This window comes from Nocardia rosealba (genome assembly GCF_020216065.1).
Lineage (GTDB): Bacteria > Actinomycetota > Actinomycetes > Mycobacteriales > Mycobacteriaceae > Nocardia > Nocardia rosealba.
Genome location: NZ_JAIWNA010000003.1, coordinates 603,104 through 629,417 on the forward strand (window position 1 = coordinate 603,104; position 26,314 = coordinate 629,417).

Below are 26,314 nucleotides of genomic sequence, written 5' to 3' on the forward strand. Positions count from 1 at the left end.
CGCTGGTCGGCTGCCGCAACCCCGCCCCGGCTCCGGGCCGCGACGGTCACACCCGGTCCGTCAGCGGCGGACCTGCAAGCACTCGTCGTCGTCGGGGTCGATCGTCGCCCGGTACCCGGCGGCGATCAGGGCCTCGGCGTAACCGCGCAACTCCGCGGAGGGGTCCAGCTCTTCCGGCGCGCCGGACTCATCGGACTCGTCCGGCTCGTCGGCCTCGGCGAACCACACCTCGACGAAAGGCTCCTCGCTCTCGCGGGTGCACGTGTAGAAGCCGTCGTCCCAGCGGTCCTGCTCCTGATACCGGGCTTGGCGCAGTACCTCACGGATCGTTTCCTCGGGGCTCAGCGGCGTTTCCCTTTTCGCCTGCCGTGGTCCGGACACGCGCAACAACGATCGTCCGGCCTCCATCGCCGACAGGACTTGCCGGCGGTCGAAGTCCCAGAAGTCGGGGTCCAAACCGCGCAGTGCCCTCATCGACCGCGAACCGAGGTTCGGCAAAATCTGGTCCCGCAGGTCGAGGACGTGGCCCGCCCAGCTGCCGACCTGTACCTTCGCCGGGTCCGCGACTTGGAGGAAGTTCCCGGCGACGCCTATTTCAGCATTGAGGCGGCCGTGGAACTCGAACGCGTGCTGCTCAGTCAGCACGACCTCGGCGCGGGTGTCGCCCTTGATGACCGTGCGACCGTGGTTGTAGATACCGGCGAGAGTCTGTGCGACCTCCAGATTTCCCTCGACAAGGACTTCGCTGCCCGAGGTGCCGAAGTTTTTCGCGCGTACATCGCCGCGTACCAGGAGAAACGGGCCGAAATCCATCTCCCAGTTGGTTATCCAATCAGTGACGGTGAGGTCGCCGTCGACGACGAGACCGCTGAAGGACACCGAGTTGGTCGCCGTCAGTCCGGACCAGGTGTCGAGCTCGGTGAAGTCGAGTGGCAGGTTCTCCAGAGTGACGTCGCCCGAGACGACGACGACCTCCTCGTTGTCGTCCGCTCTGTCGAGGCCGAACAGCGACCGCAGCCGGAATCGCTGATCGGCCTCTCGCAACGTGACCGCCGTGATCTCCATGTCAGGCTCTCTCTTTCGCACCCTTGCACAGATCGGAGTCGGCCGACTCCACATCTACGCAGGACCCTAGTCACATTGGACCGCACGTCGCAGGTCTCCCAGCCGACGAACTCGCGCGTTCGGTCCTGTGGCTGCTGCAGCCCGACGCTGCTCGATCTTGCTGCCTGGAGAGCTACCGCACCGACCCGGATCCGGAACGTCGGCACCTCGCGGTTGAGTTGCTGCGTGTCGTCGCCACGCTGATGACCTCCCGCTGGTCGGTGAGTTCCTCGCTGACGCTGATCCAGCCGTCCAGACCCGGGGTATTGGCGTCCTCGATCAGCTTCTGTTCCGCGGCCAGGTCGACGACACGGAGCCCTTTCTGCAGGCCGCGGAGCATCACCCGAATCCCCAGGTCCGCGAAAAGCACACCTTCTTGCTCGAGTGTCTGGCATCCCGTGGGAGTCGCGATTGAACGCTAGCGCGGCCTGGCGAGTTCTCCTGATGATCGGCGGTCTGCCGGTCGAGCCTCGCCGGCAGTTCGTCCACGGGCGGCACGCCCCTCACCGGCCGAGTTGTCAACCCCGAAGGACTTTCGGCGCCGACCACTTAGCTAATGACATCCTCTATGGGTTGCATCGTTTTCGGGTGAGTACTCGGCAGCAGTCCGCCCCCGCCGCTCATCGGTAAGGCCTCCGTCGACCGGATCATCACCGACCTCGGTGTCCTGGATGTCACCGAAGGCGGACTGGTCCTCGTCGAGACGGCGCCGGCGTCACCACCGCCGAGATCACCGGCAGAACGAGCCAACGACATCACATCGAGATGCTTCCCGGACTCCCCGGTCCTGTTCTCGACTTCCCGAAGTACTGTCGCAGAAGACCATTCGTGTTCTCGTTGGTGCCTCGCTGCCACGGACTATGAGGATCGGCGAAGAACACCGGAATCCCTGTCTTGCTGGTGAATGCAACGTGGGCCGACATTTCCTTGCCGCGGTCCCACGTCAGTGACCTCAACAGCTTCACGGGAAATCGCTGCATAGCGGTCGCGAGGGCTCTGTTCATCGACTCAGCTCCGTACCCACTCAACGCGGGACCGTTCTTCACCGGAGCCGCAGCGCCCCAGCCCTTCTCGCGGGGCAGGTGGATGAGCATCGTAAACCGTGTCGACCGATCGACAACAGTGCCGATCGCAGAGCGGTCTGTACCGATGATGAGGTCGCCTTCCCAGTGGCCGGGTACCGCCCGGTCGTCGGCCTCCGGCGGGCGTTCGCTCAGCAGGGCGCCCGCAGTCACGTGCGCCCATGCCACCCGCTTGGACCGTGCTCGGGGCATCCGCAATGACCGCCCGGTACGCAGACACAAGATCAGTTCGCGTTCGAGCGCGCCGCGCCCGTCGATATATAGCGCCTGGTAGATCGCGTCATGGCTGATGCGCATCGATCGGTCATCAGGAAAATCGATCGCGAGGCGTTGAGAGATCTGCTGCGGACTCCACGCCTGCGCCCATCGCCGATCGCCGCGGTGTGGCTTGTTCCGGCCGGTCCACACACCAGGGTCGGGGCCGGCCACCGCGGTGCCGCCAGGACCAGCGATTTGCCCGGCCAAGCGCTGCTGGACGTAGTTGCGCAGGCGGGGGTTCGCCACCAACTTGGCAGCTTTCGGGCGTCGGGCGAATAGTTCGGCTTTCCACTGGGCGACCGAGGCGCGGTAGTCGAGCTTCCCGCCCCGGGTCGCGGCATTGCGCCGCAGTTCGCGCGAAATCGTCGATGGACTACGGCCCAGCGCTGAAGCGATGTGCCGGACACCGCCGCCTCGGGCCCGCAGTAGCGCGATCTCCTCGCGCTCGGCGAACGACAGGAACCGGCCCGACGGCGGGCTCCATGAATATGGCGACATCCCGCCAGCATCACGGAACCACCTGGTTCCCGCGACCGGTGAAACTCCCACCGCGACACCGGCTTCCGTCGGAAGGTCGCCGCGGGCGATCTCGTTCCAGAATGCCCGCTCGACGGCTCGCTGATGTCCGGGATGCCCAGGTGACCGCATCGGAGCTCGACCGGTCACCTCCTTCACCCAGTTCGATGGCCTTCCCACAACACCCTCCTGACCTTGGGTGTTGCTTCCACCGGTTGAACCTGATCAATTTCGAAGCCGGAAGTTCGTGGGCGCCTTGACTCGTCACGGCATGTCCGGATCGATGGGCCGTGTCGGCGCGGCCGGTGACAACGCCGCTATGGAGAGTTTCTTCGCGCTGCTGCAGAAGAACGTCCTCGACCGCCGCTCCTGGTGCAGTCGTGAGGAATTACGCATCGCGATCGTCACCTGGATCGAACGGACCTACCACCGCCGCCGACGGCAAGCCGCCCTCGGCCGTTTGACACCCATCGAATACGAATCCATCATGACCCCACCGGCCAGTCAGGCCGCGTGACCGAACCTGTCACCTGATCTTGCAGCAGTCCCGTTGTCCGAATCGCGCACGGACGCGGTGTGGAGTGCTGTGCGCGCGAGCTACACACGCGCCGCGACACGACCGCGAGCTAGCTGAGCCCGGCTGCCCGCTAGCACATACTGGTCGGATGGCCCAACCCGAGCACAGCGCCGAGGAGCGGCGCGCGAACTGGACCGAGCTGTTCTTCGACCTGGTGGCGGTGGCAGGGATCGGCCAGCTCACCCACCTGTTGCATCGCGGCCCGTCACTGGGCGAGTTCGGCTTGTATGTGGTGTTGTACCTGGCATTTTGGGTGGCGTGGGCGTGCGTGACCGTGTACAGCAATGTCGCGGGAGAGCAGGCACGCACCACGATGGTGTTGGGGTGCATGTTCGGGTTGTGCGTGATGATGGCCGCGGTCGGTGGTGCGCCCGACAAGCACATGGATGTCTTCGCGGCGATCTATGTGGTGGTGCGGGTGGCGTCGTCGGTGGTGTGGAAGCCCGGCCAGATCGTGGTGGATTGGCCGATCGCGCAGATCGGTGCGGGTGCCGTGCCGTGGCTGGTGTCGTTGTGGGTGCCCGCGCCGTGGAAGTTCGTGCTGTGGGCGGTGGGGTTGGGGATCGATCTGTGGACCATGTTCGCGATCGACTCCGAACGGATGATGGTCGGTGCCGAGCAGCAGCTGCGTGCCCGGTTGCGTCGCGGTCGCGGCGGGCCACCGCGTGGTGGTCCGGGTCGGCGGTCCGGCGCACTGCAACCGCCGAAATTGCAGGCGTTGCATGCCGATGCGCCGCATCTGGGGGAACGCCTCGGCCAATACCTGATCATCATGCTCGGTGAAGGGGTGATCTTGGTGATCGCGGCGATTTCCGTGGAGGAATGGACCCTCCCGGTGTGCGTGGTCGGGGCAGGATCGTTCCTGTGTCTGGTCGCAATGTGGGCGTTGAGCTTGCGTTACGGGTTCGTGCCGCGCCTGACGGGTGAGGCGCCGGACGCGGTCGGTCTGCCTTACCAACGGGTGATGGCGGCCCATTGCGGGGTCAGCGGCGCGATCGCCACTGTCGCCAGTGGGTTGGGTTTGGTCGCCGCGCACCCGTCGGGTCATCTACCTGCAGGGCTGGGCTGGGTGCTCGGCGGTGGTGCTGCCGCCTTCTTCGTGGTGTGTGGACTCAGCGGCATGCGCTATGCCGGGGCCAAATGGTTGGTGCGGTGGCCGCTGCCGTGCTCGGTCGTCGCACTCACGCTCGGTTGGGCTGCGCCGCATATCGGCGGGGTGTGGCTGGTGCTCGGAGTGATGGTCACTCTTGTGGGCGCGGTGGTCTCGGAGGCCCTCCGCACGCGGCGCGCATAGTGGTCAGAAGACCAGGTCACGCAGGGCCAGGAACCGGATGCCGCCGACGATTGCGGTGATGGTGAGCACCGCGAGTGCTTGGGCGATGTCGCCGAGGCCGGGCGCCCAGACGCCCAGAGCGGCCAGGGCTGCGGTGGTGATGGCCAGTCCCAGCAGCGCCAAGCCGCCGCCTTCCCATTGTGCGGTGAACCAGCCGACGCGTTCGGCGGCGTGAAAGGTGAGCTGGCGGTGCAATTCGTTGGCAATTATGGTGCTCACCACGGAGCCGACGATATTGGCGATCAGCGGGCCGACACGATGGAGAGCGAAGAACAAGGCCACATAGGCGATATTGCTCGATCCGCCGACCAGCGAGAACCGTATCAGCTGGGGCAATACGCGGTCGCCGCGCAGATAGCCCACGTCCCGCTGGATCCGCAGTGTGGACGATGGCAGGCGAGTGCTGGTACACGACACACGTGGCTTGGGTCGAGAGCACCCTTGTTGGCCGCTGGATTCACGCCGCACCGTCGAAGTTCTCACCGCAAGGATAGAAGTGAGAGAGGGCGTCCAATGTCACCCAGTAGTTTTGCCATGGAACTATTCTATCATGGAAGTGGTTGGTGGCGGGCTAGGTGACAGAGCTGAAGGGTCCTACATGTACGCGGCACAGTCGCTGATAGCGGATTGCTGACTTCTCAGCGCACGTGGCGTTGGCCGGCAATGCGTGAGGTCAAGCGTTCGCGGTCGAGTTCGGCGATCGCTGCAGCCGTCGAGCAGTGCCGACTGTGGGGCGGTTCGGCGGGCCGAGTTGTGATTTCGGAAGCGTGGCAATGAGGGCGAGCCGAGCGGCCTGGTGCGCGTGCGCGTCTGATCCCACAGATACTGCGAATGCAGTACGAGCAATGTCCTCCGTATGCACGATGCTGACTACGGAGCCGCCGAATCAACATGGTCGTATGGCGAAATTACTGTACCGGTTGGGCCGGTTTGCGTTTGAGAAACGGCGACTGGTCGTCGTCTTGTGGGTGGGTATTCTGGCCGCGCTCGTAGTGGGGGCGGCCAGGGCACCGACCCCTCCGCCGGATTCGTTCTCGATCCCCGGGACCGAATCCCAGCAGGCATTCGATCTGCTCGGCGAGCGATTCCCCGGCGCGAAAACCGATGGTGCCGAAGCTCGAATCGTTTTCGTCGCACCTGAGGGTCAGTCGATCGGCTCCGAGTCGAACAAGGCCGCAGTGGGCAAGATCGTCGCCGATGTGGCGAGCGGTGCGCAGGTGAGCAACGTGCTCGATCCGTTCGAGACCGGGGCGGTCAGCGAGAACGGAACGACCGCCTACGCGACCGTGAGCTACAGCGAGACCCCCGAAAACCTCACCGATGCCAGCAAAGCAGCCCTTACCGACGCGGTAGCGGTTGGCAAGGCGGCCGGGGTAACCGTGGAGATCGGCGGGACCGCCGTCGAGCTCCAGCCTGAAATCGGCGGAATCACCGAGCTCATCGGTATTGCCGTCGCGGCCCTCGTCCTGATGATCACCTTCGGGGCGTTGGCAGCGGCTGGTCTGCCGCTGCTCACCGCGTTGATCGGCATCGCCGTGGGCATCGCCTCGATTGTGGCGATCGGGATGTCCACCACGGCAACAACTCTCGCTGTGATGCTCGGTCTCGCAGTCGGCATCGACTACGCACTGTTTATCGTGTCCCGTTATCGATCCGAACGCGCCGACGGATACAGCGCTGAGGAAGCCGCGGGCCGGGCCGTCGGAACCGCCGGATCCGCTGTCGTTTTCGCCGGACTCACCGTCATCATCGCGTTGACCGGACTTTCCGTCGTCGGCATGACAGCCCTGACCCAAATGGGTCTGGCCGCGGCGGGCACCGTCGCCATCGCGGTGACAATCGCCTTGACGCTGCTGCCAGCGATGCTCGGGTTCTTCCAGAACGCGGTCATGCCACGCGCCGCACGCAAAACGGCGTCCGCCGACACTCAGTCACATGTCGGCGGAGATCCGATGCCGTCCGATCCGATTCCGGTGAAGAAGCCCAGCATGGGCGTGCGGTGGGCCGAGTTCGTCGTCCGACGGCCGGTCGCGGTACTGCTGATCGGTTTGCTCGGCATGGGCGCGCTGTCCTTGCCAGTACTGAGCCTCGAGCTGGGTATGCCCGGCGACGAATCACAACCGACGTCGACCTCACAGCGCCGTGCCTACGACGCGTTGGCCGCAGGGTTCGGTCCCGGCTTCAACGGGCCGCTCACCATGGTGGTGGACGCGCGCGGTGTCGCTGATCCCGACGCCGCATTGGATCAGGTTTCCAAGACCCTGGAAGCAACCGACGGTGTCGTCTCGGTGTCGCCCCCGATATTCAATGAGGCCCACGATACGGCCTTGCTGACCGCAGTGTCCGCCACGGGACCGACCTCGACCGAGACCAAAGATCTCGTGCATGCACTGCGCGGTGAGGCGGGCGATCTGAAAACAGCGACCGGTGCCAGCGTGCTGATCACCGGTACGACCGCGGTGAACATCGACGTCTCCCAGAAGATGTCGGACGCGGTGTTGCCCTACCTCGCGATTGTGGTCGGGCTGGCGATCCTGCTGCTTATGATCGTGTTCCGCTCGATCGCGGTACCGATCAAGGCAGCACTGGGATTCCTGCTCTCGGTGGGCGCGGCATTCGGCGTCATCATCGCGGTCTTCCAATGGGGTTGGCTGGCCGGCCTTCTCGGAATCGACCAGACCGGACCGGTCATGAGCATGATGCCGATCTTCCTGATCGGGGTCGTGTTCGGACTCGCGATGGATTACGAAGTCTTTCTCGTCACCCGCATGCGTGAGGCTTTCGCGCACGGCGAAAGCTCCCACGACGCGATCGTTACCGGATTCCGGCACAGCGGACGCGTGGTGGTGGCTGCCGCGGCCATCATGATCGCGGTGTTCGCCGGGTTCATCGGCGGTGACGCGCTGATGATCAAGATGATGGGCCTGGGCCTTGCCTCGGCGGTCTTCTTCGACGCCTTCGTCGTCCGCATGACGCTGGTCCCCGCAGTGCTCGCACTGCTCGGCGACAAGGCATGGTGGATGCCGCAGTGGCTAGCGAAGATTCTGCCGAACGCGGATGTGGAAGGGGAGAGCCTGAACCGGGTCGAAGCCGACGAGCCTGGTCCCCAGCTCGAATCTAGCCGAGTCTGAATCGAATCATGACAGGTAGGCCGTCCTGGAAGGGCGGCCTACCCGTCATTTCGAAACCTGCCGATTAGGCTTCACACAGGCGAGAAGGAGCCCCTATGAGCGACGAATGGTCGCAGTGGTCGCGACGGCACCGCCGCGTCGTCGATCTGGTCGTCGCCATTGTGCTGTGCGTTGTTGCCACGTTTGTGAGCACGCTTGTCGATAGCGATAGTGGGCACACGTTGGCCGACAGTAATAGCGCGCAAGGGATAGAGATCGGCCGACCGGTATCGATCGCGGTGTTGGGCTGGTCCGCGCTGGCGTCAGTGACACTGTTGTGGCGGCGGCGGCTTCCGCGTGCGGTGCTCGCGGCGACGACCCTCAGCGGCATCGCGATCGGCATGCTTGGCTTCCAGGTTTCGATTTTCACGGCGGGTGCGGCCTTCGTCGCAGCGTATTCGATCGGGATCTGGTCGCCGGATCGGCGCACGGCCATGTTCGCGCCCGTCGTGTCCCTCGGTGCGCTGCTGCTCACCTCGCTTCTGCACGACTTCGCGCCGGTGCTGACCGGGGAACGCTTCACGCTGATCGCGGCGTTCCTGGTGGCGGGGGCCTTCGCCGACGCCGGACGCAGTCGGCGCGACTATCTGGCGGCCCTGCACGCGAGAGCCGAGTTGGCCGAACGCACGCGGGAGGAGGAGGCCCGCCACCGCGTCGGGGAGGAACGAGTCCGGATCGCGCGCGAACTGCACGACATCGTCGCCCACCATATGGCCCTGGCGCACGCCCAAGCCTCCACTGCCGCATACCTTTTACAAAGCAACCCAGAACTGGCTCGGGAGATGCTCGATCAACTGGCCGGTAGCACCTCCGCGGCACTGCGCGAGCTCAAAGCCACCGTGGGCCTGCTCCGCGAGGACGACTCCGACGCCCCACTGGAACCGACGCCGGGCTTGGCTCAGTTGCCCCGGCTGATCACGTCTTTCGAGGCGACCGGCCGCACGGTGTCGCTATCCATTACGGGTGTACCTCGATCGCTTTCACCGGGCGTCGACCTGACGGCGTACCGGATCATCCAGGAGGCCCTGACCAATGTCACCAAACACGCGGGCGCCGCGGCGGCGAAGGTGCGGCTCATCTATTCGCGGCAACTGCTGACGATCAGCGTGACCAACGACGGTCCCACCATTGTCGAACACGGTCGCGGAGAACCGGATCCGGACAGTCAGGGCTACGGTTTGATTGGCATGACCGAACGAGCTGTCTCAGTCGGCGGTCACTTGAGCGCGGGCTCTCTCCCGGACGGCGGCTTCGAAGTCACCACCGAATTGCCCCTCGAACTGCCCAAGCCCTGACCCAAGGAACGGACATCATGACTATTCGGGTACTACTGGCCGACGATCAAGCGCTGCTGGCCGGCACCTTCCGGCTTCTGATCGATTCGGCACCGGACATGGAGGTCGTAGGTATCGCCGCAACCGGCCGCGAAGCTATCGAACTCGCTCAGGCGACCAATCCGGACGTTGTCGTGATGGACATCCGCATGCCCGACGTCGACGGCATCGCCGCGACGCAGACGATCTGTGCCGACCCAGCGCTGCGCGAAACCCGAGTGCTGATTCTCACAACGTTCGAACTCGACGAGTATGTTGCACAGGCACTTCGTGCCGGAGCCAGCGGGTTCCTCGGCAAAGACGTGGGCCCCGAAGATCTCCTACGCTCGATTCGTGCCATCGCGGCAGGTGATGCCCTGCTCTCGCCTACCGCGACCCGGACGCTGATCGCCCGCTATCTCGCCCGTCCCGAGAGCCGCCTCGGTGCGGCCGAATCTCTCGAGGTTCTCACTGCCCGCGAACGCGAAGTTGTCACGATGGTCGCGGAAGGTCAATCCAACGACGAGATCGCCGAGACGATGTATGTCAGCCCACTGACTGTACGCACCCATGTCCAGCGGGCGATGACGAAATTGGACGTGCAGAACCGCGCTCAGCTCGTGGTGCTCGCCTACCAGTCGGGGCTGGTACGCGTCGAACCGCCCCGATAGAGAGGCAGGGCCCTGCGCCGCGCGGAAGTCACGCGGCGTTCATAGACCACCATATCGTCGGCCGGCAGGGCGATTCGGACTCGCAGTATGCCCTCCGCGGTCGTTGAATCGACGTCAGTCAGTCCGTTCACCCGTTGCAGGCGGCAATCGATGGTGTTGGGATGCACATGCAGTGACTGGCCGGTGGCTTTGTTATTGAGACCGGTCGAAATCAGGCGCCACAGAGGTCCGCAGCGTCTCCAACAGTTCCGGGTGGGGGCGAGTGGGACTCGATCCAGACCGGCTGCCGACGGAGGTGGTCGGGTTCACTCCGTCGTGGCAGAGTCGGTCGGTCAGTCAGTCACGGCTCGGTGCGAGGTGGCGTGGGGTGGCGCGGCTGGTCGAGTTGGACATGCATCGCGGTGAGAAGTTCGGCGAGGAAGGTATCGAACTGCTCGAGCTGATCGCTGGAATACCGTGCCATGACAGCGCCGACCTTTACGCCGAGCGGGCCGAAGAACTCATCGGCGAGTGTGTGGACCTCGGGGCTGCCGCGCAGTGTGACGACGCGTCGATCATGGTGTTCGCGGGTGCGTACGAGATGTCCGGCGGCTTCGAGGCGGTTCAGTAGGGCGGTGGTGGCCGGGTTGGACAACCCAATGCGTTCACTCAGTCGCGCCGGAGACAGTAGCTTGCCGTGCTCCTCGGCAGACAGGATCTCGATCAGGGCTTCGGCGTCGGTGGAGTGCAGGCCCAGGAACTCGGCAAATCGACGGCTGAACTCGCGAAACGTCGCCCCGTAGGTGCGTAGTCGTTCGGTCACCTGGTCTTGCCTTTTCCGCGTTGCCACGTCGTTCATCGTCGTTGACCTCCCATTTCTGCCCGCCGCAGCGGTGCCGACGACATCAGTTGACAATGTACGTGCCTCCCGGCGCATTTCGCCGTGGAATTATTCTTCCATGGAAGGAGTTGCTGTGGACGAGGCGCAGCCTGAGGCCAAGATTTCCATGCTGCGTTGGTTCGGCTTGCTCGCTATCGCAGTCGGTGTCGCGCTGATCGTGGTCGACACCACGATCGTGAACGTAATCATCCCGTTGATCATCGAGGAACTGAACACCGGTTCGACTGAGGCGCAATGGATTCAGGAGTCCTTCGCGATCGTGTTCGGGGCGCTGCTTCTGGTGATCGGACGCATCGCCGACATCATCGGGGCGCGACGGGTGAAGTGCTGCACCATCAGTGTCAGGTTGCGGGTGCAGGAGGTGTGGATTGTCTCGAACGGAACCTGGTTCTCGTTGCGGTAGGTTTCGAGTTCGTCGACGAAGCGCCGGCCTTGGCGATGATGGTGCTCACCGCCGAGCCGACGACGTTGGCGATCAGCGGGCCGACGCCATGGAGGGCGAAGAAAAACAGCACGTAGGTGATGTTGCTCGACCCGTTACCAGGGAAAGCCGCATGAGCTGGAAAATCACGCGATCGCCGCGTAGATACTCACGCCCTGTTGGGTCACGATGCAGACGATGGTGGGCGCCGCGGTGAGTAGGGCTACGCCGGGCAAGCGGTCGCCGTGATCCTCGAGGATCTCGAAGCGACGACCGGGTGGAACGAGACCGGGGTTGACCGAGCTATTGGCGCGGGCCCGCCGGGCCAGAGCGTGATAGGCCTGAGCAGCGCTGAGTACCGGCTTCTTGTGGATGTCGAGATGTCACGACAAACTTGCCTTCAGCCACGCTGCGGTGAGCTCGATGTTGGCTCGGGTGTCGAATTCATGGCCTTCGTGCCCTGCGTTTCCGAGTACACAGAATGTCGACGGAACTCCTGCCCGAGTCAATGCGTCGTGCAGATATCGCCCTTGCGATTCGGGAACAATTCTGTCGCGGTCGCCGTGTGCGATGAGAAATGGCGGTGTGTGAGGGTGTACTCGGTGCACTGGGCTCGCTGCTCTGACGCGCTCGTCATTGCCGGCGATCGGCCCGTGGCCGAAGAGTGAGTCCTCAACGGCCGGTTCGAGGATGAGCTGTTCGAGCCATGAGCGCCGACTGTTGGCTATCAGGTCCGTCGGTGCGAACCAGGTGGCTACCGCCTGTACCGAACTCCGCTCTTGAGGGTGGTCACCGACATGACCGTCGAGATCTGGGTCGTCGGCGCTGAGCGCAACCATCGCTGCCAAACAGCCGCCCGCCGAGGCTCCCCACAGTCCGATGTTTTGCACGGCCAGTCCGTAGTGGGATCCGTGTGCGCGAAGCCAGCGCACCGCGGCTTTCACATCGTGAACCGGCGCCGGGTAGGTCGCTTCGGGTGCGAGGCGATAGTTCACCGAGGCGACGGCGATTCCTGTCCGAGCCACCGCCGCCAATCTGCCCTCGGAGTTGTCGCGTTTGTCGCCGGCTTTCCAGCCGCCGCCGTGGAGGTAGACAACCACCGGAACATCGGTATCCGACTGCGGTCGATACAGATCCAATGCCAGCGTCGTCTCGTCGACGACGGCGTAGGGAATGTCGTACTCGGTGGTGCTGGGGCGCATAGTTGTCCTGACTGGTTCGTCGATGCCCAGATGCCTCACGCGGAGGTTTCCTCGAGCGAGCGGTTGCGGGTTTCGATGGCGCCGAAAGCGACAGCGGCAAGCGCTATCACGGCGGCGACACCGAGGGCGGTGAATACTGCTGGTGTGCCGCCGTGCCCGGAGAGCATGAATCCGAAGACCGTCGGAGCGATGATCGATGCGAGTTTGTTGAGGCTCGCGGTGGCAGAGGTGGCCCAGCCGCGCATGCGGGTCGGGTAGAGCTCGCTGGTGTAGAGGTAGAGGAAGACCGCGGGCACGGTGGTGCCGACGACCATGGTGCAGCCGCTGACGAACATGATCTGCCAGGAGGTGTGGCCGAGGAGTCCGATCGCGATGAAGCCGTAGAGTGCGCCGATCGCTGCCACGGCTAGACCCGCGATCAGTAGTGGCCTTCGGCCGACGCGGTCGATCAGAGATACAACGATGTAGATGACGACCAGTTGCAATCCGCTGGTCACAATGGCAAGCAGTAGTGACTGTGATTGAGGCAGTCGGCCGACCTGGACGTACATGGTTGGCAACCAGCTGAGACATCCATAATTCACGAAGAAGGTGGCGAACCAGACGACGGCAAGCATTAGCGTGCGAGCGCGGTAAGCAGGGGAGAGCAGTTCGCTGAATCTGAATGTGTCCTCGGTTTGGGTCGACGGTTCCTCCGGCTTCTGGAGTTCGGTGCCGTGCCTGGCAGCGTCGTCTTCCATCGCTCGCACGTAGCTGTCGGCCTCGGCGGCACGACCTTTGACTGCCAGCCAGCGCGCGGACTCGGGCAGTGCGAAGTAGGCCCATGCCGCGATGACCAGGGGGAGCGCGCCGATCGCGAGCAGCACCCGCCAACCGGTTTCCGGTCCGAACGCACTGGTCGCGGCGAGCGCGGTCAGCGGTGCGAAGAAGATACCCCAGGCAAACAGTGACTGGTAGATCCCGAAGGTGCGACCGCGACCGTGTCGCCCGAGATACTCGCTCAGCAGGATCGCAGCGATCGGGATCTCCGCACCGAGGCCGAGTCCCTGTACCAAACGAAAGACCAGCAGGCTTGTCTCGTTCCACGCGAAGGCGCACGCGAGTGACATGCCGCCGAAGAGTACGAGGGAGATGATGAATGGTCGGCGCCTGCCGACTCGGTCGGCGAGGGCGCCGGCCAACAGCATTCCGATCCATTGCCCGACGTAGCCGGCGCTGATGATCAGGCCTGCTTCGGCGAGGCTGATGCCGAAGGACTTCACGATCAGCGGTAGAACGACGGCGATGGTCATCGCGTCGAAACCGTCGAAGAAGGTGCCGGCGCCCAGTTGACTCATCAACCGAGTGTGGAAGCGGCCGAACGGAATTCGGTCGATCCGTGCAGCGATCAATGAGGGACTCGATGGCGGGGTGATAGTGACGGTATCTGTTGTGGAATGTTTCGGGTCGAGCATGGTGGTCCTCCAGAGGGCGTGCGTGTGGCTGGACTCGTGGCGCTACGCGCGTTGCCGAGCTGGCGGCCGGTTGCGGGCGAGGATCTGCTGCTGGGATTGCCGAGCCGAATCCATCAAGGTCGCGGGGTCGATATCCGTGAGGTGGCCGTCGCGTTTGACGACTCGTCCTGCCACGAGGACCGTGTCGACATTGCCCTCGTGCGCGGCGAGCACGACCGAGTAGACCGGGTTGGTCACCGGTCCGAGGTTCAGGTCGTCGGCGCGGAGTAGGACGATGTCGGCTTGCTTGCCTGGGGTGAGGGAACCGATCTTGTCGCTCATCCCGACCGCTCGTGCCCCTTGGACCGTGGCGAACTCGAGGACATCACGCACCCGTAACTCGGGCACAACGTCCACCGAGGAGTGTCCGCCACCCATCCAGGAGCGGTGGTAGGCGTAGAGCATGCGCATCTGGGTGAACATGTCACCGCTGCATTTGGTTTCGGTGTCGCCGCTGAGGCTGGGCCGGATGCCGCGGGCGAGGAGCTTGTCGAGTGGGATATCGCCCATACCTTGGGAATTGAGCTCGCAGTGCACGCCGAGCGATACGGTGGCTCCGGCGTCGGCGATCATGGCGAACTCGTCGTCGTGGCTGCGGCTGCAGTGCACGAAGGTCATGTCGTCGCCGAGCACGCCGAGGCCGGCGTACTGGGCGACGGCGCGGTGGGGAGCGTTGTGGGGGTAGGCGCCGACGTGCACCGTGGTCCGGATGCCGAGTTCGCGTGCGAGCCGCAGATCCGCGACCCAGGTTTCCTCGGCTGCCATCTCGGGGCCGCGAGCGGCCATCGCGAGCGTCAGCAACTGGTCGTCGCTGGCGAAGTATTCGGTGCGCAAGCGGCGAATATCACCAGGATGGCCGAGTTCGCTGCGGTTGGTCCAACGGTCATCGGTCAGCAGTGGCCAGCCGTGGGCGAACACCGCGCGGATACCGGCCTCGCGCAGACCTGTGATGGCGGCGTCGGAGTGCGCCGGGGTGTTCTGGATGTGGGACCAGTCCACCAGGGTGGTGGTTCCGGCGCTCAATGCGGCCGCGGCGCCGAGCTTGTTGCCGATATGGACGTCATCGGGCTCGTAGGATGCGCCGATGCCGACCAGCATCTCGGCGAAGTACCGCGCCGGATCCATATCGGCGTAGCTGTGGCGCACCGCGCTCTGCCAGGTGTGGCGATGGGTGTCGATCATTCCGGGGATGGCGATCATGCCGGTGCCGTCGATCACCTCGGCGTGGGTGACGTCCAGGCGCTCGGCGATGGCCGAGATCTGGGTGCCCTCGATGAGGATGTCGCCGAACAGGTCGCCGAGGTCGTCGTCCATGCTGACGATCTGCGCTCCGCGCAGGAGCAGCCGCGCGGTCATCGCTCGACCTTCAGCCATCGCTCGATCTGCGCCACGGCCCGTTCGGGGGTCGGCGTGGCGGTATCCGCCCACGCTACATAGCTGTCCGGGCGCACCAACAGACTGCGCACATCGTGCAGTCCCGCCGGTGCGGGGGCCGGAACCCCGGATACGACGCGGACCGGTGCCCGGCCGAATTTCAGTTCGTCATAGTGGTTCTCACCCGTGCAATCGATGAGCACGAATTCGTGGCCTCGAAGCAATTCGCCGGTCCTGACGAGGCCGTCGCGGGTCTGCAATACGAGGTCGGGTGCGCGCTCGCCGACGAACGGATGATCGGTGGCCTCGCGCGGATAGGGAAAACTCAGGCCGTTCAGATCGCGAACCAGCGTCTGACCCACATCGGGCAGGGGGAAGAGGCGCTGTTCGAAGAAGCGTCGGTAGGCAAGTCCCTCGGGGCTGAAATCGAACTGCATAGCGCACTGTGCGGCGACGCTTTCCAGCAGCGCTTCGGTCACCGGTCGTCGCTCGGCTTCGTAGGTGTCGAGCAGCGATTCCTCGGCGACACCGTTGATCACCGCGGCCAGCTTCCAGCCCAGATTGAACGCATCTTGCAGGCAGAAGTTCATGCCGACACCGCTCGCCGGGTAGTGTACCCGGGTGCTCTCACCGACCAGCACGATTCTGCGGTCCCGGAAGCGCGAGGCGGTACGGGTTTCGTCGGTGTAGCGCGAACCCCAACGCAGTTCGGTGAAGTCCAGGGATTCCCCGAAGATCTCGCGCACGCACTGGTGAACCTCGGCGACGGTGACCGGCTCGGATTTGTCGGCGTGCCGACGTTGCTCGTGCACGATGTTGAACCGGGTGATGTGACCGGTCTCGTCGAAGGGAAAGGCCGCGGCCCAGCCGTGCTGATTGTGCCCGTTCGCGCGAGGTGCGTCCCACGGGAAGTCGAGGACGACGTCGGCCACCATGCCGGTGAATGTGGCGTCGTGACCGTCGAATTCGATACCCGCCGCCCGCCGGACGATGCTGCGGGCACCGTCGGCCCCGACAACGTATCGGGCGGAGTAGGTCTGTTCGGTGCCGTCGGTCAGCCGTGCTCGAACAGCGACCCCCGCGTCGAACTGCTCGATGGTTTCGACCGCGGCCCCGCGCACGATGCGCGCTCCCTGGGCGGATACGTGTTCGGCGAGCAGTTCCTCAGTGATGTTCTGCGGCAGGATGAGCCGGTAGCCGAACCGTGATTCCAGATGGCCCCAGTCCAGCGGCTGGAGCCCGGCCCAGATATGGAACGGGACCAGCGGGTTGTCCCGGATCGCCCGTGCTCGGTCGATGAAGGTCTGTGCCAGATTCCTGGTGTCGAACAGTTCGAGCACGCGGGGCAAGATGGTGCCTGCCCTCGATCCCACGGGTTCGGTCCGGCGTTCCAGGACAACGACATCGACACCGGCCGCGGCCAGTTCGGCGGCCGTCATCAGTCCGGATGGGCCGCCACCGACGACCACTACGTCCACGTTCATGGTTCTTCCTTAGATTGGCGATTGATGGGGATCGGCTCAGCTGGCGTCGGAGGGCGCTCCGATATCGAACAACCCCATGAGCTGAGCCAGGATGCGGTAGTAGCCGACCAATGCCGTCACCTCGGCGATCGATGTCCGGTCGAGCGGCTGCGCCGTGATGCGGTCGATCCCGGTGAGCGTCGGCTGATCCACCGCCCATGCGGTGAACATCGCGACGGCGGCCTCTCGGGCGTCAGCCGTGACGAATGTTCCGGCATGTAGTCGGGCGAGTTCCGTCTCGTCCAATCCGGCCGCGCGACCGGCAGCTTCGTGCGCGTACCGTTCGAATGAACTTGCGGTACAGCGTGCGACGGTGAGGATCGCGATTTCGCGCTCTCGACCGGTGAGTGTGGTCCGGTAGCGCAGGGCGGCACCGAGCGCCTGCAGCGGTCCGCCGATCTCGGGGAATTCGACCATGAGGCCGAAAGGGCCCTGGAGGTGACCGGCGTTATCGACGAGTGGAAAGTGTTGCGGCCCAGAGCCTCTCGGTCCGTTCACGATCGCGTCGTACACCTCTCGCTGCTGTCGGCTCAGTTCGTCGGTGTCCACGGGTTCAGCCCTGTGCAACGTAGGTGCGATGGAACCAGCCACTGGGTGCCGATCCCTCGACGACAATGGCGCGTTCCCGAATGAGCCAGCTGGTGTCGGCCTGCTTGCGGAAGGTATCCCGCCACACGCCCCAGTGGTCGGGGGCCGCTTCATCGGTGATGGCGAAGAAGAAGGTGTCCACCTGTGCTTCGGTGGGGCCGGTGAAGCAGATGTCGACAGTGGTGATGTGGTGGCGAATGTAGGCGGCCTCGCCGTCGCGGACGACTTTGCCGAGTTCCGACGGTGGGATCGGAGTTCCGTCGGGCAGGACCAGCACAGCATCAGCGGTGAACAGTGCCAGCATGTCGGCGAAGTCCATCTTGTCGCGCGCGGTATGCGCGTAGCGGTGGACCACTGCGTGGATGAGCGCCCGGTCATCAGTGCGTGCGCGGGTGAAGCTGCGTTCGGTCATCGGGGTTGTCCGTTCCAGAGTTCGGTGTGGAGGTGCTGAGCGAGTGTGTGTTTCGAACGTTCAGCCACTGGTCGAGCTGGCTCAGTACGTCGGCCGGGTCGGGCGGTAGTTCGGTCGCCCAGGCGAGGTAGCTGTCAGGGCGGATCAGCAGGCACGTGGCCTGGTCCAGTGCTTTCGGTGGCTTCGAGGGGTGGGCTTGCACCAGGCGGACCGCAAGGGAGTCGAGGTCGTGCAGTACTCCGGTGCCACTGAGGTCGAGCAATACGAATCGTCCGTCGCGCAGCAGTTCGTACAGGCGGACGGTAGATCCATCGCTGCGAAGCAGTTCGAAGTCGGGCACGGGGTGCCCGGCCATGGGGTGGCTGCGCTGCTCCGAGGGATAGGGAGATTCGAGGCCGTTCAGCTCGAGCTGCAGCTGGGAGTTGACTGCCGGTATCGGGAGGAACTTCTCTTGCAGGGCGCCCGAGAGCGTGAGACCCTCGGGGCTGAAATCGAACTGGATCGCGACCTGCGCATCGACGCTGCGCAGTAGATCGAGGCTGATCGGGCGGCGCTCTGTCTCGTAGGTGTCCAGCAGCGCTTCATCGGCGTGGCCTTGCAGTACGGCGCCGAGTTTCCAACCCAGATTGAACGCATCCTGTAGGCAATAGTTCATGCCCATTCCGCTGGCGGGGTAGTGAATTCGGGCGGATTCGCCGACCAGGAATACTCGGTCGCTGCGGAATCGGGCCGCGATCCGCTGCGCGTCGGTGTAGCGGGAGGACGCCCGCAATCCGGGGATGCTCACGGTTTCGCCGAGGATCTGGCTTACGCATTTGGTCAGTCCCGCGAGGGTGACGGGGGCGGACTTGGGTTCTGCGCGGTCGTCACGGTGGACCATCACGAACCGCGTGAGTTCGGGACCGAAGGGAAACGTGGTGAGCCAGCCGTATTCGTTGTGTCCGACACGAAGCCCGCCCCGCCAGGGGAAGGCCATTTCGGCATCGGCGATGACGCCGGTGAACGTGGCATCGCGGCCCTCGAAGGCGATGTTCGCAAGTTTCCGGACCACGCTGTGCCCACCGTCTGCGCCGACAACGTAGCGCGCACTGGACTGAGACGGGTTCCCCCCGGAGTCGCGTGAGGTGACTACGACCCTGTCTGCGTCATACTGCAGGTCGACGACTTCCTGGTGGAACCGGATGTCGACCCCCTTGTCGATCGCCCAGTCGCGCAGGATCAGTTCGGTCTCGTGTTGTGGGAGGAATAGCGTGAACTGGAACCGTGAGTCGCGGGTCGTCCAGTCGATGGGGTGCATGCCGCCCCAGATGTGCCAGCTTTGAAAGGGGTGCGGATTGATCTCGCAGGTCCGGCTGATGAATCGGTCTGCGATGCCGCGGGCGTCGAACAGTTCCAGTGGTCGCGGCAACAGTGTGCCCGCCCGCGACACCGGGTCGCTGCTGCGCTTTTCGAGGACGAGAACCTGCGCGCCGGTGGCCGCGATCTCCGCGGCGACGGTCAGCCCGGAGGGCCCGCCGCCGACCACGATCACGTCGACGTCATTGTCGGTCATGGTGTCTCCCTAGAGACGAGTCGTGCACCCGGACAGCAGTGCTCGACGTCGTTGGATATGTTTCGTTGGATGGGCCTCGGGTCGACGAGGCTGACCCGGCGTGCTGAGTTCAGGCGTCGTAGAGTCGATCCGCGAACCAGTCGGCGACGATGACATGCTTTTCGTGCGAGTGGTTGTAGAGGCAGTGATCGCCGTCGGCCCACTCGTCGAACCGTTTGTCGACACTCGCGGCGCCGTCGTATAGCGCGCGTGCGCTCTCGATCAGGAACACTTGGTCCGGGGTGCTGTGCAGCACAAGCAATGGGCAGGTGAGGTTTTCGAGCAGAGCCGGTGTCAGCCGGAACTCCTCCATTGCCTCGCGGGCCTTCACGGGATCGTCGATCCCGGTGACCGCGGTGATCTTGGTGATGAAGCGGCGGTAGCGATCCAGGATTTCGGCAGGTCGTACGGTGCCACCGTTGACACAGCACGAGGCGACGCGGTCGTCGGTGGCCGCTGTCAGCGCGGCCAGGTAACCGCCCATGCTGTTGCCCCAGACACCTACTGTCCCGGCGAGTCGCCGGTCGTCGAGCAGATGGTCTATCACCGTCGAATAGGCTTGTGCGACATCAGAATCCATGTACAAACCCTGGAACAGACGAGTTTCGCCCTGACCCGGGCCGTCCACGAGGAACACTGCGACGTTGCGATCGAGCAGGTATTGCGCGCCGACGTGGTACTCCTCGCGCCAGCCGTCGAATCCACCGGCAACGATGACGACCGGCGGGGCGGGGACATCCGGTGGTCGCAGCAGCCAGCCACACACCGCGCCGTCGCGGTACGGGATCTCGACATGGTCGACCGCCGGCTCGCTGAGCGCGCCCGCGTGTGCGAAGTGCTCGATCAACAATCGATACATGGCCAACTTGGCCGGGTCATTGTCGGGCAGTGGAACCTGGCCAACCCGATAACAAGCAGAGGAAAACAGGTGCCACTGCCGAGCACTCTTGGTATATCCCCGAGACAGAGCCACCGAGGCGCGCTGACCGTTGATCGCGCCGAGTTCAGCCGCGGCTTCCGCCCACGACTGCCCGGCGTCCACGCGGGCGTACAGATCGACGACATCCGCGTAGTCCATGCCATTGCCGGTGAGTCGCTGCACTGGCATAGCGCGTTTGTGCGCCTCGGCCTCGGCGCGCCACTCAGGCTCGGTCATCGAGCGACCTGCGCCGGAACGACTGCGCCGAGGCTCGTCTCGAGTTGATCGACGAGCGAGGCGATCGCCGCGAGTTCATCGGTGGCCGCGAAGATGTAGAAGTCGGGCCGGTACAGGATGGCGACGACTCGGTGTTCGGCAAAGTAGTCGGCGTAGTAGCCGTCGATATCGACGACCTCTCCACCGGATCCGGGCGCCGACAGCGTCACTACCGTGCCGCCGAGATGTTCCAGCACTGCTGTGCGGTGGGCGTCGATGTCGACGTCACTGCCGGGCGCCAGCAGCAGCACCCAACCCGAACCGAGCACGTCGTCGAATCGCCCGATGGTTTCGCCGATGGCGATGCGGCCTTGCGGGGCAAGGGTTCCCGCGATATCCGTTCCGGCGTCGGTGCCGAGAAGCCCCGCCTCGATGTGCGGGAAGGGCGGCGGCGGCGGTACATCGCCACGGCGGAAGGCTTCGTCACGCGCCGCAGCTGTGTCGGGATCGAAGGTGCAGGAGACTCTTCCTGCCTCGATGGACATCCCGATCAACGTGGCCACGTGTGGTGCGCGCTCGGCGCGGTAGGAGTCCAGCACATTGGTGCCGCCGATGCCACGCAAGGCGAGATCCAGGCGCCACGCGAGTGCCTTGGCGTCGCGTACTCCGGAGCACATGCCCTGCCCCATGAACGGGGGCATGACGTGCGCCGCGTCGCCGACGAGGAAGATCCGGCCCTCGTGCCAGCGATCGGCGAGCTTGGACTGGAAGGTATAGATCGCCTGTCGAACGAGATTCGCGTTCTTCTCGGTGACGCCATAGGGCGCCATCAATTCCCATGCCACTTCGGGGCTTTCCATCTGTGCGGCAGTCTCTCCCGGCAGCAGGGCGAATTCGAAGCGTCGGTGGTTCTTGCCCAGCTGGAACAGGCAATGTGGGCGTGCGGGATCGCAGATCTGGCCGTTGTCGAAGCCGAAATCGAGCGGTTCGAGCAGCTCCAGATCGCATACCAGCCAGGTTTCGCGGAAACCGAAATCTTGTTGCCCCGCACCGATCTGGCCTCGGACGAAGCTGTTGGCGCCGTCCGCCCCGATCAGGTATCGCCCTCGAACGATCCGGACATCGTCACCCAGGACCTTCTCGCCCTCGGCGCCGAGGCGCACCGAACGGAACTCCACCTCGACGTGGTCGGCGTGGCGCACCAGCGCGACGGCTTCCCATCCCTGATGGATGCTGACCGCGGGTAGTGCTCGTACGGCGTCATCGAGAGCGTCCTCGATCAGAGGCTGGTACATGATGTAGTCCGATGGCCACCCGGAGATGCCGTCACGGTCCCAGTCGAAGGTGATCAGTGTTTCGCCCGCGGCGTTGCGGAATACGTACTTAGTCGCGCGGAACATGTCCTCTTCCAAGCGTTCGGCGATGCCGAGCGATTGGAAGATCCGCATGATTTCGTGGTCGATGTGCCCTGCCCTGGCCCGCCCGTACAGCGTGGGCCAGCGCTCGAACACTGCCACCGAGTACCCGGCCTTGCCGAGCAACCCGGCCATGGTCTGGCCGACCGGGCCGTAACCGACCTGTACGAAGTCGTGAATTTCTTGCTGGGACATCATCGTCTCCTGGATGGATGAATCGGGATCAGCCGACGTGGTGTGCGCCGGTCATCAGCGCGGCCAGGTCTTCGGGATGCAGAAACGACGGCGGCGGTGGCGGTCCCCAGTTGAACAAGCCTTTAGCGCCTTCGAATGCTTGCGGCGTCCACAGTTGGTCATCGACGATGCAGTCCATGTCGGAGTAGTACTCGGAGAAGTTGCCCGCCGGATCTTTCAAGTACCAGAAGAAGTTCGATCCCGCGTGGTGGCGACCGAGCCCCCATACGTGCCGTTCGGGGTTGCCTTCCAACATGGCGGTCGCGCCGCGCCCGACGTCGTCGATGTCGTCGACTTGCCAGGAGGTGTGGTGGAGGAAGTTGACCGGTGCCTTCAATACGAGCACGTTGTGGTGATCAGTCGAGCACCGCAGAAACGCCCCGTGGCCCTTGATCTCGTCGGAGAGCTTGAACCCCAGTCCGTCGGTGAAGAATCGGCGGGTGGCATCGAAGTCGATCGTGCCGATCACGACATGGCCGAGTTTGCGCGGACGTACCGGATCTTCCCGCAAGACACCAGGGGCGCGGAGGTTGCTACGTTCGATCCGGCCGGGTCCGTTGTAGGCGGTGGCGGGTTGCACCGACTGCGCCAGCCGGTCGTCGACTCGAATAACGGCTCGGAAGCCGGCGACCGGTTCCAGCGCGGTGACGGACCCACTCGTCAGGTCCACCGGCAGTCCGAGCCCCCGCAACCGGATGGCTGCCGAGGCGATATCGTCGGAATCGTCGGCACCGATCACGATCTCGACCAGGCGGCGACTAGGTGCGGTGACCAGCCGCAACTGGTCGCCGGCGTCTCGGGTCGCCAGCCAGCCGTCGTCGGCGGGGGCGAGGCCGAATTCGGTGTAGTAATCCCGAGTGGTCGTCGGGTCCGGAACCCCGATGGTGACCGAGGACAGTCGATGCAGCGCCATTGCACGCTCCTTCGAAACGTTGTGCGGTCAGTGACCGGCGACCAGGAGGTGCCGCATCTCGCCGACGCCACGGACATAGCTGGTCAATTCGTCGTTCGGTGCGAGAAACCGTTCGGGAGTGCGCCCGAGACCGACGCCGGCGGGAGTGCCGGTAAAGATGACATCGCCCGGCAGCAACGGCGTGATCGCCGACAGGCGTGCGATCAGTTCCGGCACCGGGAAGACCATGTCGGAGGTCTTGCCCTTCTGCATCTGTTCGCCGTTGATCAGGCAGCCCAGTTCGAGGTCGTCGGGGTTGTCGAATTCGTCCGGGGTGACCAGCAGTGGGCCGATCGGGCCGAACCCGGGATGCGATTTGCCCATGCTGAACTGCGGGGCAGGGCCCACGCGCTGGCGGTCACGCTCGGAAAGATCCTGTCCTACCGACACACCCGCTACGTACCGCCAGGCGTTGTCGGCAGGGACACGGTGTGCTTCGCGGCCGATCACGACCACGAGCTCGACTTCCCAGTCGACCTTCCCCTCGGGGAGCTCGATGGTGCCGTACGGGCCGGCGAGTGAGGTCACGAACTTGGTGAAGACCGGTGGTTCCTCGGGCACAGCGAAAGATGACTCGGCTGCGTGATCGGCATAGTTCAGTCCGATCGCGAAGACCTGACGCGGCTGTGGCGCCGGATTGCCGAACGCCGACGAGGGGATATCGGCGAGTGGTCGACCCGAGTCGGTGACGGTGGAGCAGAAGGTGACCAGTTCGTCCCACCGGCCATAAGCTTCCTGCATCGTCGAGCTGAACCGGTCCGAGCTCGCCTGCGCGATATCCACGACGGTGTCGGATGCCGTGACCAGTGATAGTCGGTCGGAGATGTTGGCGAATCGCACGATGCGTGCTCCCTGGTTCAGGGGGAGGGCTATGCCATCCCCGCGCGTTGTTGTGCCTTGAGTCACTTTCGAAAGTAGCAACCTTGTTTCGATAGTTCAAGTGGCTTTCGTAGAACTAGCACGTGTTGCCGCGGGGTTGCGGGTAACCCTGAGCCTCCAGGTTCGCTCGGCGCCGGGGATGTAGACAGGTTACTTTCGAACTATCGATTGAGTTTCGATAGCTCAATCGTGTTTCGTATGGTGCTACCGTGGTCGCATGGTGAAGAGCAGCGGAACGACTCGCACAGACGGCGTCTACCAGGCGCTGCGGGCCGACATTCTCGGTGGGCGGCTGATTCCTGGGGCCCGGCTGAAGTTTCCGGAGCTGTCGGAGCGCTACAAGGCGAGCGTGGGTGCCACGCGCGAGGCACTGACAAAACTGGCGGCCGAGGGATTGGTGACGACGAAGGCCCATCAGGGTTACCTCGTACGGCCGCTGTCGCATCAGGATCTGGCCGATCTGACCACTGCTCGCGTCGAGATCGAATCCCTGGTGCTGAAGCTGTCGGTGCTCGACGGCGACATGCACTGGGAGGCGGATGCCCTTGCCGCACACCACCTTCTGGAACGAGCGCAGTTCCGAGACCCTGCTGACCCGAATCATCCGACCGATGAGTGGTCGACAGCGCACGTCGCATTCCACAATGCCCTCTTGGCCGGCTGTGGCAACCGCCGGTTGCTCGACACCGCGCAAGCGCTGCGTCAAGAGGCCGAGCTCTACCTGCAATGGTCGGTGTCCTTCGGCAACGAACCGGACCGCGACCTGGCGGGCGAGCACCGCGCGCTGCTGGACGCCGCCTTGTCCCGCAAGGCCGACCTCGCGCAGGAACTTTTGCGCGATCACATCGCACACACCGCCCAACTGCTGATCAGTTGTGCACTGGATGAACCGAATTCGGCGGCGGTCGAGCCCCGGTAGGAAGTCCCACACTAAGGGGGCAAGACGGTGGTCGGTGGGGGCTGGCCGTTCACGAGATCGGTTCGGCGTCCAAGAGTACGAACAGCACTCGGCAGGCTCGGTCCGAGCGATTCGCCCATCCGTGATTGGTTCCCCGCTGTATCAAGACGTCGCCGGCGCGCATCAATGTCGAATCGTCATCCATGACAGCGTAGATCTCGCCCTCGATGATGTAGGCGTAGTCCAGCGACGCGGTGCGGTGCATGTCGGGTGCGGATTCAGTTTCCGCCGGCGGGAAGCCGACAATTCGCAAGCCGGTGCCTCTGTCGGGTGGTTCGAGCGGGACAGCCTTGCGCTTCTCGGTCGCAGTGTCATCGTCGAGCGAGTCGTCGATGAACGGCGCACGGTCCACGGCGGACAGGGTCGTGCTCATCGGCCCGCCGTCTGTGTAGAACAGCAGGCCTCCGCAGTCATCGACTGGACACAGTGGCGGGTCAAGTGCTTCGCCTTCACGAAAGATCCTCCAGTCGATCATCTTCCAGCTCCCACGAGCTGCTGCGGACTGTGGTCATTCGATCTCCTCGGTTGGTCATGTCGGTTGGTGCACTTCGGTGGCACCAAACATTCAAGCTATAGCTTCTCATGCGAAAATATGTTGATGTGTCGAATCTATCGTGATACTTTCGAAAGTGATTCGAGACACATCAACCGCCCTCTCCTGGACGCCCGCGGCGACTGTGCACCACGACCGCTCTCGGAAGGTGATGCTCAGCCGCGCCGCAAGTCGTCGCGATGCTGAAGGCGTGCGCTCTGCTCAGTCGAAGCGCTGACGCTGTCCGGGCCCGAATCCTCTGCTCTGTACTGGGAAGGACACCTCTGCGATGACGCAGCCCACCGACCGCCTGGCAGCCTCAACTCCCCGCTGGGCGTTGCCCATCGGCGTGTTGGTCCTTTTCATAGATGGCTACGACATATTCGTCATCGGGGCAGTCGGTCCATCGCTGCTCGACTACTCCGACTGGGACGTCAGTTCGTCCATGCTCGGGCTGCTCGGCAGTGTGACCGCGCTCGGCATGCCGCTAGGAGCGTTCGTCGCGGGCCGTGCGAGCGACACCTGGGGGCGGGGGATTCCGATCACGGTGTTCCTGACGTGGGTTTCGGGCTGCATGATCATCACCGGTCTGGCACCCAACCTCACGGTCTTCGGCGTCGGCCGTTTCCTGACCGGAATCGGGCTGGGAGCTCTGACGCCATTGGTGATGGCGTTCGTAGCCGATTGGGCATCACCGGCAG

The 26,314-nt window shown here is 64.3% G+C and carries 23 protein-coding genes and 3 pseudogenes; 8 read left to right on the top strand and 18 right to left on the bottom strand.

The annotated features are described in order from the left end of the window. Positions 1 to 60 precede the first annotated feature (60 nt). From LDL21_RS16290 to LDL21_RS16305, 3 genes and pseudogenes are all read right to left on the bottom strand, one after another. The gene (locus tag LDL21_RS16290) at positions 61 to 1,065 is read right to left on the bottom strand and encodes a hypothetical protein (protein WP_225280722.1); all 1,005 of its coding nucleotides are present in this window, start codon (positions 1,063 to 1,065) and stop codon (positions 61 to 63) included. 172 nt (positions 1,066 to 1,237) lie between these two features. Beyond that, a complete protein-coding gene (locus LDL21_RS16295) occupies positions 1,238 to 1,474 on the bottom strand; it encodes a hypothetical protein (RefSeq protein ID WP_225280724.1) in 237 nt (78 codons plus the stop codon). Between the two features lie 427 nt (positions 1,475 to 1,901). Continuing rightward, positions 1,902 to 3,092: pseudogene (locus tag LDL21_RS16305) on the bottom strand (IS30 family transposase); the annotation flags it as partial. 94 nt (positions 3,093 to 3,186) lie between these two features. On the opposite strand from LDL21_RS16305, the pseudogene LDL21_RS16310 reads away from it, so the two are divergent. Together LDL21_RS16310 and LDL21_RS16315 are read left to right on the top strand one after the other, a co-directional pair. Next, positions 3,187 to 3,477: pseudogene (locus LDL21_RS16310) on the top strand (integrase core domain-containing protein); the annotation flags it as partial. Positions 3,478 to 3,625: 148 nt separating this feature from the next. After that, the gene (locus LDL21_RS16315) at positions 3,626 to 4,831 is read left to right on the top strand and encodes a low temperature requirement protein A (protein ID WP_225280725.1); all 1,206 of its coding nucleotides are present in this window, start codon (positions 3,626 to 3,628) and stop codon (positions 4,829 to 4,831) included. Between the two features lie 3 nt (positions 4,832 to 4,834). Here the strand turns inward: LDL21_RS16315 and LDL21_RS16320 are convergent, their stop codons facing one another. Then, on the bottom strand, positions 4,835 to 5,266 hold the full coding sequence (locus LDL21_RS16320; protein WP_255675140.1) for a GtrA family protein: 432 nt from the start codon (positions 5,264 to 5,266) through the stop codon (positions 4,835 to 4,837). A gap of 503 nt (positions 5,267 to 5,769) precedes the next feature. Here LDL21_RS16320 and LDL21_RS16325 point away from each other — a divergent pair. From LDL21_RS16325 to LDL21_RS16335, 3 genes are all read left to right on the top strand, one after another. Further along, positions 5,770 to 8,001, top strand: a complete 2,232-nt coding sequence (locus tag LDL21_RS16325; protein WP_225280842.1) for an MMPL family transporter — start codon at positions 5,770 to 5,772, stop codon at positions 7,999 to 8,001. A 95-nt stretch (positions 8,002 to 8,096) separates the two neighbouring features. Beyond that, a complete protein-coding gene (locus tag LDL21_RS16330) occupies positions 8,097 to 9,335 on the top strand; it encodes a sensor histidine kinase (protein WP_225280728.1) in 1,239 nt (412 codons plus the stop codon). Positions 9,336 to 9,352: 17 nt separating this feature from the next. Beyond that, positions 9,353 to 10,024 carry a response regulator transcription factor gene (locus LDL21_RS16335; RefSeq protein WP_225280730.1) on the top strand — a complete coding sequence of 224 codons (672 nt, stop codon included), beginning with the start codon at positions 9,353 to 9,355 and terminating at the stop codon, positions 10,022 to 10,024. Here the strand turns inward: LDL21_RS16335 and LDL21_RS30195 are convergent. Together LDL21_RS30195 and LDL21_RS16345 are read right to left on the bottom strand one after the other, a co-directional pair. After that, positions 9,985 to 10,302: a helix-turn-helix domain-containing protein gene (locus LDL21_RS30195; RefSeq protein WP_372462194.1), complete on the bottom strand. Its 318-nt coding sequence runs from the start codon at positions 10,300 to 10,302 to the stop codon at positions 9,985 to 9,987. The two genes, LDL21_RS16335 and LDL21_RS30195, sit on opposite strands and share 40 nt — an antisense overlap. Before the next feature lie 62 nt (positions 10,303 to 10,364). After that, positions 10,365 to 10,862 (bottom strand): MarR family winged helix-turn-helix transcriptional regulator, encoded by a 498-nt coding sequence (locus tag LDL21_RS16345; protein WP_225280731.1) that lies wholly within the window; start codon positions 10,860 to 10,862, stop codon positions 10,365 to 10,367. A gap of 115 nt (positions 10,863 to 10,977) precedes the next feature. Here LDL21_RS16345 and LDL21_RS16350 point away from each other — a divergent pair, with 115 nt between their 5' ends. Further along, positions 10,978 to 11,307, top strand: a complete 330-nt coding sequence (locus LDL21_RS16350) for an MFS transporter (RefSeq protein ID WP_225280733.1) — start codon at positions 10,978 to 10,980, stop codon at positions 11,305 to 11,307. Positions 11,308 to 11,708: 401 nt separating this feature from the next. Here LDL21_RS16350 and LDL21_RS16355 read toward each other — a convergent pair whose 3' ends face one another. From LDL21_RS16355 to LDL21_RS16405, 11 genes are all read right to left on the bottom strand, one after another. Further along, positions 11,709 to 12,527, bottom strand: coding sequence for an alpha/beta hydrolase (locus tag LDL21_RS16355; RefSeq protein ID WP_225280734.1), 819 nt, complete (start codon positions 12,525 to 12,527; stop codon positions 11,709 to 11,711). A gap of 35 nt (positions 12,528 to 12,562) precedes the next feature. Further along, positions 12,563 to 13,864: an MFS transporter gene (locus LDL21_RS16360; RefSeq protein WP_225280735.1), complete on the bottom strand. Its 1,302-nt coding sequence runs from the start codon at positions 13,862 to 13,864 to the stop codon at positions 12,563 to 12,565. 159 nt (positions 13,865 to 14,023) lie between these two features. Beyond that, the gene (locus LDL21_RS16365) at positions 14,024 to 15,376 is read right to left on the bottom strand and encodes an amidohydrolase family protein (protein WP_225280736.1); all 1,353 of its coding nucleotides are present in this window, start codon (positions 15,374 to 15,376) and stop codon (positions 14,024 to 14,026) included. After that, positions 15,373 to 16,878, bottom strand: a complete 1,506-nt coding sequence (locus tag LDL21_RS16370; RefSeq protein WP_225280737.1) for an FAD-dependent oxidoreductase — start codon at positions 16,876 to 16,878, stop codon at positions 15,373 to 15,375. Before LDL21_RS16370 ends, LDL21_RS16365 begins: the two co-directional genes overlap by 4 nt. A 36-nt stretch (positions 16,879 to 16,914) precedes the next feature. Next, positions 16,915 to 17,334: a carboxymuconolactone decarboxylase family protein gene (locus LDL21_RS16375; RefSeq protein WP_225280738.1), complete on the bottom strand. Its 420-nt coding sequence runs from the start codon at positions 17,332 to 17,334 to the stop codon at positions 16,915 to 16,917. 136 nt (positions 17,335 to 17,470) lie between these two features. Next, positions 17,471 to 17,917 carry a nuclear transport factor 2 family protein gene (locus tag LDL21_RS16380; RefSeq protein WP_225280739.1) on the bottom strand — a complete coding sequence of 149 codons (447 nt, stop codon included), beginning with the start codon at positions 17,915 to 17,917 and terminating at the stop codon, positions 17,471 to 17,473. After that, on the bottom strand, positions 17,883 to 19,469 hold the full coding sequence (locus LDL21_RS16385) for an FAD-dependent monooxygenase (protein WP_225280740.1): 1,587 nt from the start codon (positions 19,467 to 19,469) through the stop codon (positions 17,883 to 17,885). The genes LDL21_RS16380 and LDL21_RS16385 overlap by 35 nt, the downstream gene beginning before the upstream one ends. A gap of 109 nt (positions 19,470 to 19,578) precedes the next feature. Further along, positions 19,579 to 20,664: an alpha/beta hydrolase family protein gene (locus LDL21_RS16390; RefSeq protein WP_225280741.1), complete on the bottom strand. Its 1,086-nt coding sequence runs from the start codon at positions 20,662 to 20,664 to the stop codon at positions 19,579 to 19,581. Further along, the gene (mhpA, locus tag LDL21_RS16395; RefSeq protein WP_225280742.1) at positions 20,661 to 22,253 is read right to left on the bottom strand and encodes a bifunctional 3-(3-hydroxy-phenyl)propionate/3-hydroxycinnamic acid hydroxylase MhpA; all 1,593 of its coding nucleotides are present in this window, start codon (positions 22,251 to 22,253) and stop codon (positions 20,661 to 20,663) included. Before mhpA ends, LDL21_RS16390 begins: the two co-directional genes overlap by 4 nt. A gap of 28 nt (positions 22,254 to 22,281) precedes the next feature. Then, positions 22,282 to 23,205, bottom strand: a complete 924-nt coding sequence (locus LDL21_RS16400) for a VOC family protein (RefSeq protein ID WP_225280743.1) — start codon at positions 23,203 to 23,205, stop codon at positions 22,282 to 22,284. A gap of 27 nt (positions 23,206 to 23,232) precedes the next feature. Further along, entirely contained in the window at positions 23,233 to 24,084 is an 852-nt protein-coding gene (locus LDL21_RS16405) for a fumarylacetoacetate hydrolase family protein (RefSeq protein WP_225280744.1), read from the bottom strand. 256 nt (positions 24,085 to 24,340) lie between these two features. On the opposite strand from LDL21_RS16405, the gene LDL21_RS16410 reads away from it, so the two are divergent. Continuing rightward, the gene (locus LDL21_RS16410; protein WP_225280746.1) at positions 24,341 to 25,042 is read left to right on the top strand and encodes a GntR family transcriptional regulator; all 702 of its coding nucleotides are present in this window, start codon (positions 24,341 to 24,343) and stop codon (positions 25,040 to 25,042) included. Positions 25,043 to 25,091: 49 nt separating this feature from the next. Here LDL21_RS16410 and LDL21_RS16415 read toward each other — a convergent pair whose 3' ends face one another. Then, positions 25,092 to 25,556, bottom strand: a complete 465-nt coding sequence (locus LDL21_RS16415) for a cupin domain-containing protein (protein ID WP_225280747.1) — start codon at positions 25,554 to 25,556, stop codon at positions 25,092 to 25,094. 346 nt (positions 25,557 to 25,902) lie between these two features. Between LDL21_RS16415 and LDL21_RS30200 the strand changes: the two are divergent. Further along, positions 25,903 to 26,310, top strand: a pseudogene (locus LDL21_RS30200) (MFS transporter); the annotation flags it as partial. Positions 26,311 to 26,314 lie beyond the last annotated feature (4 nt).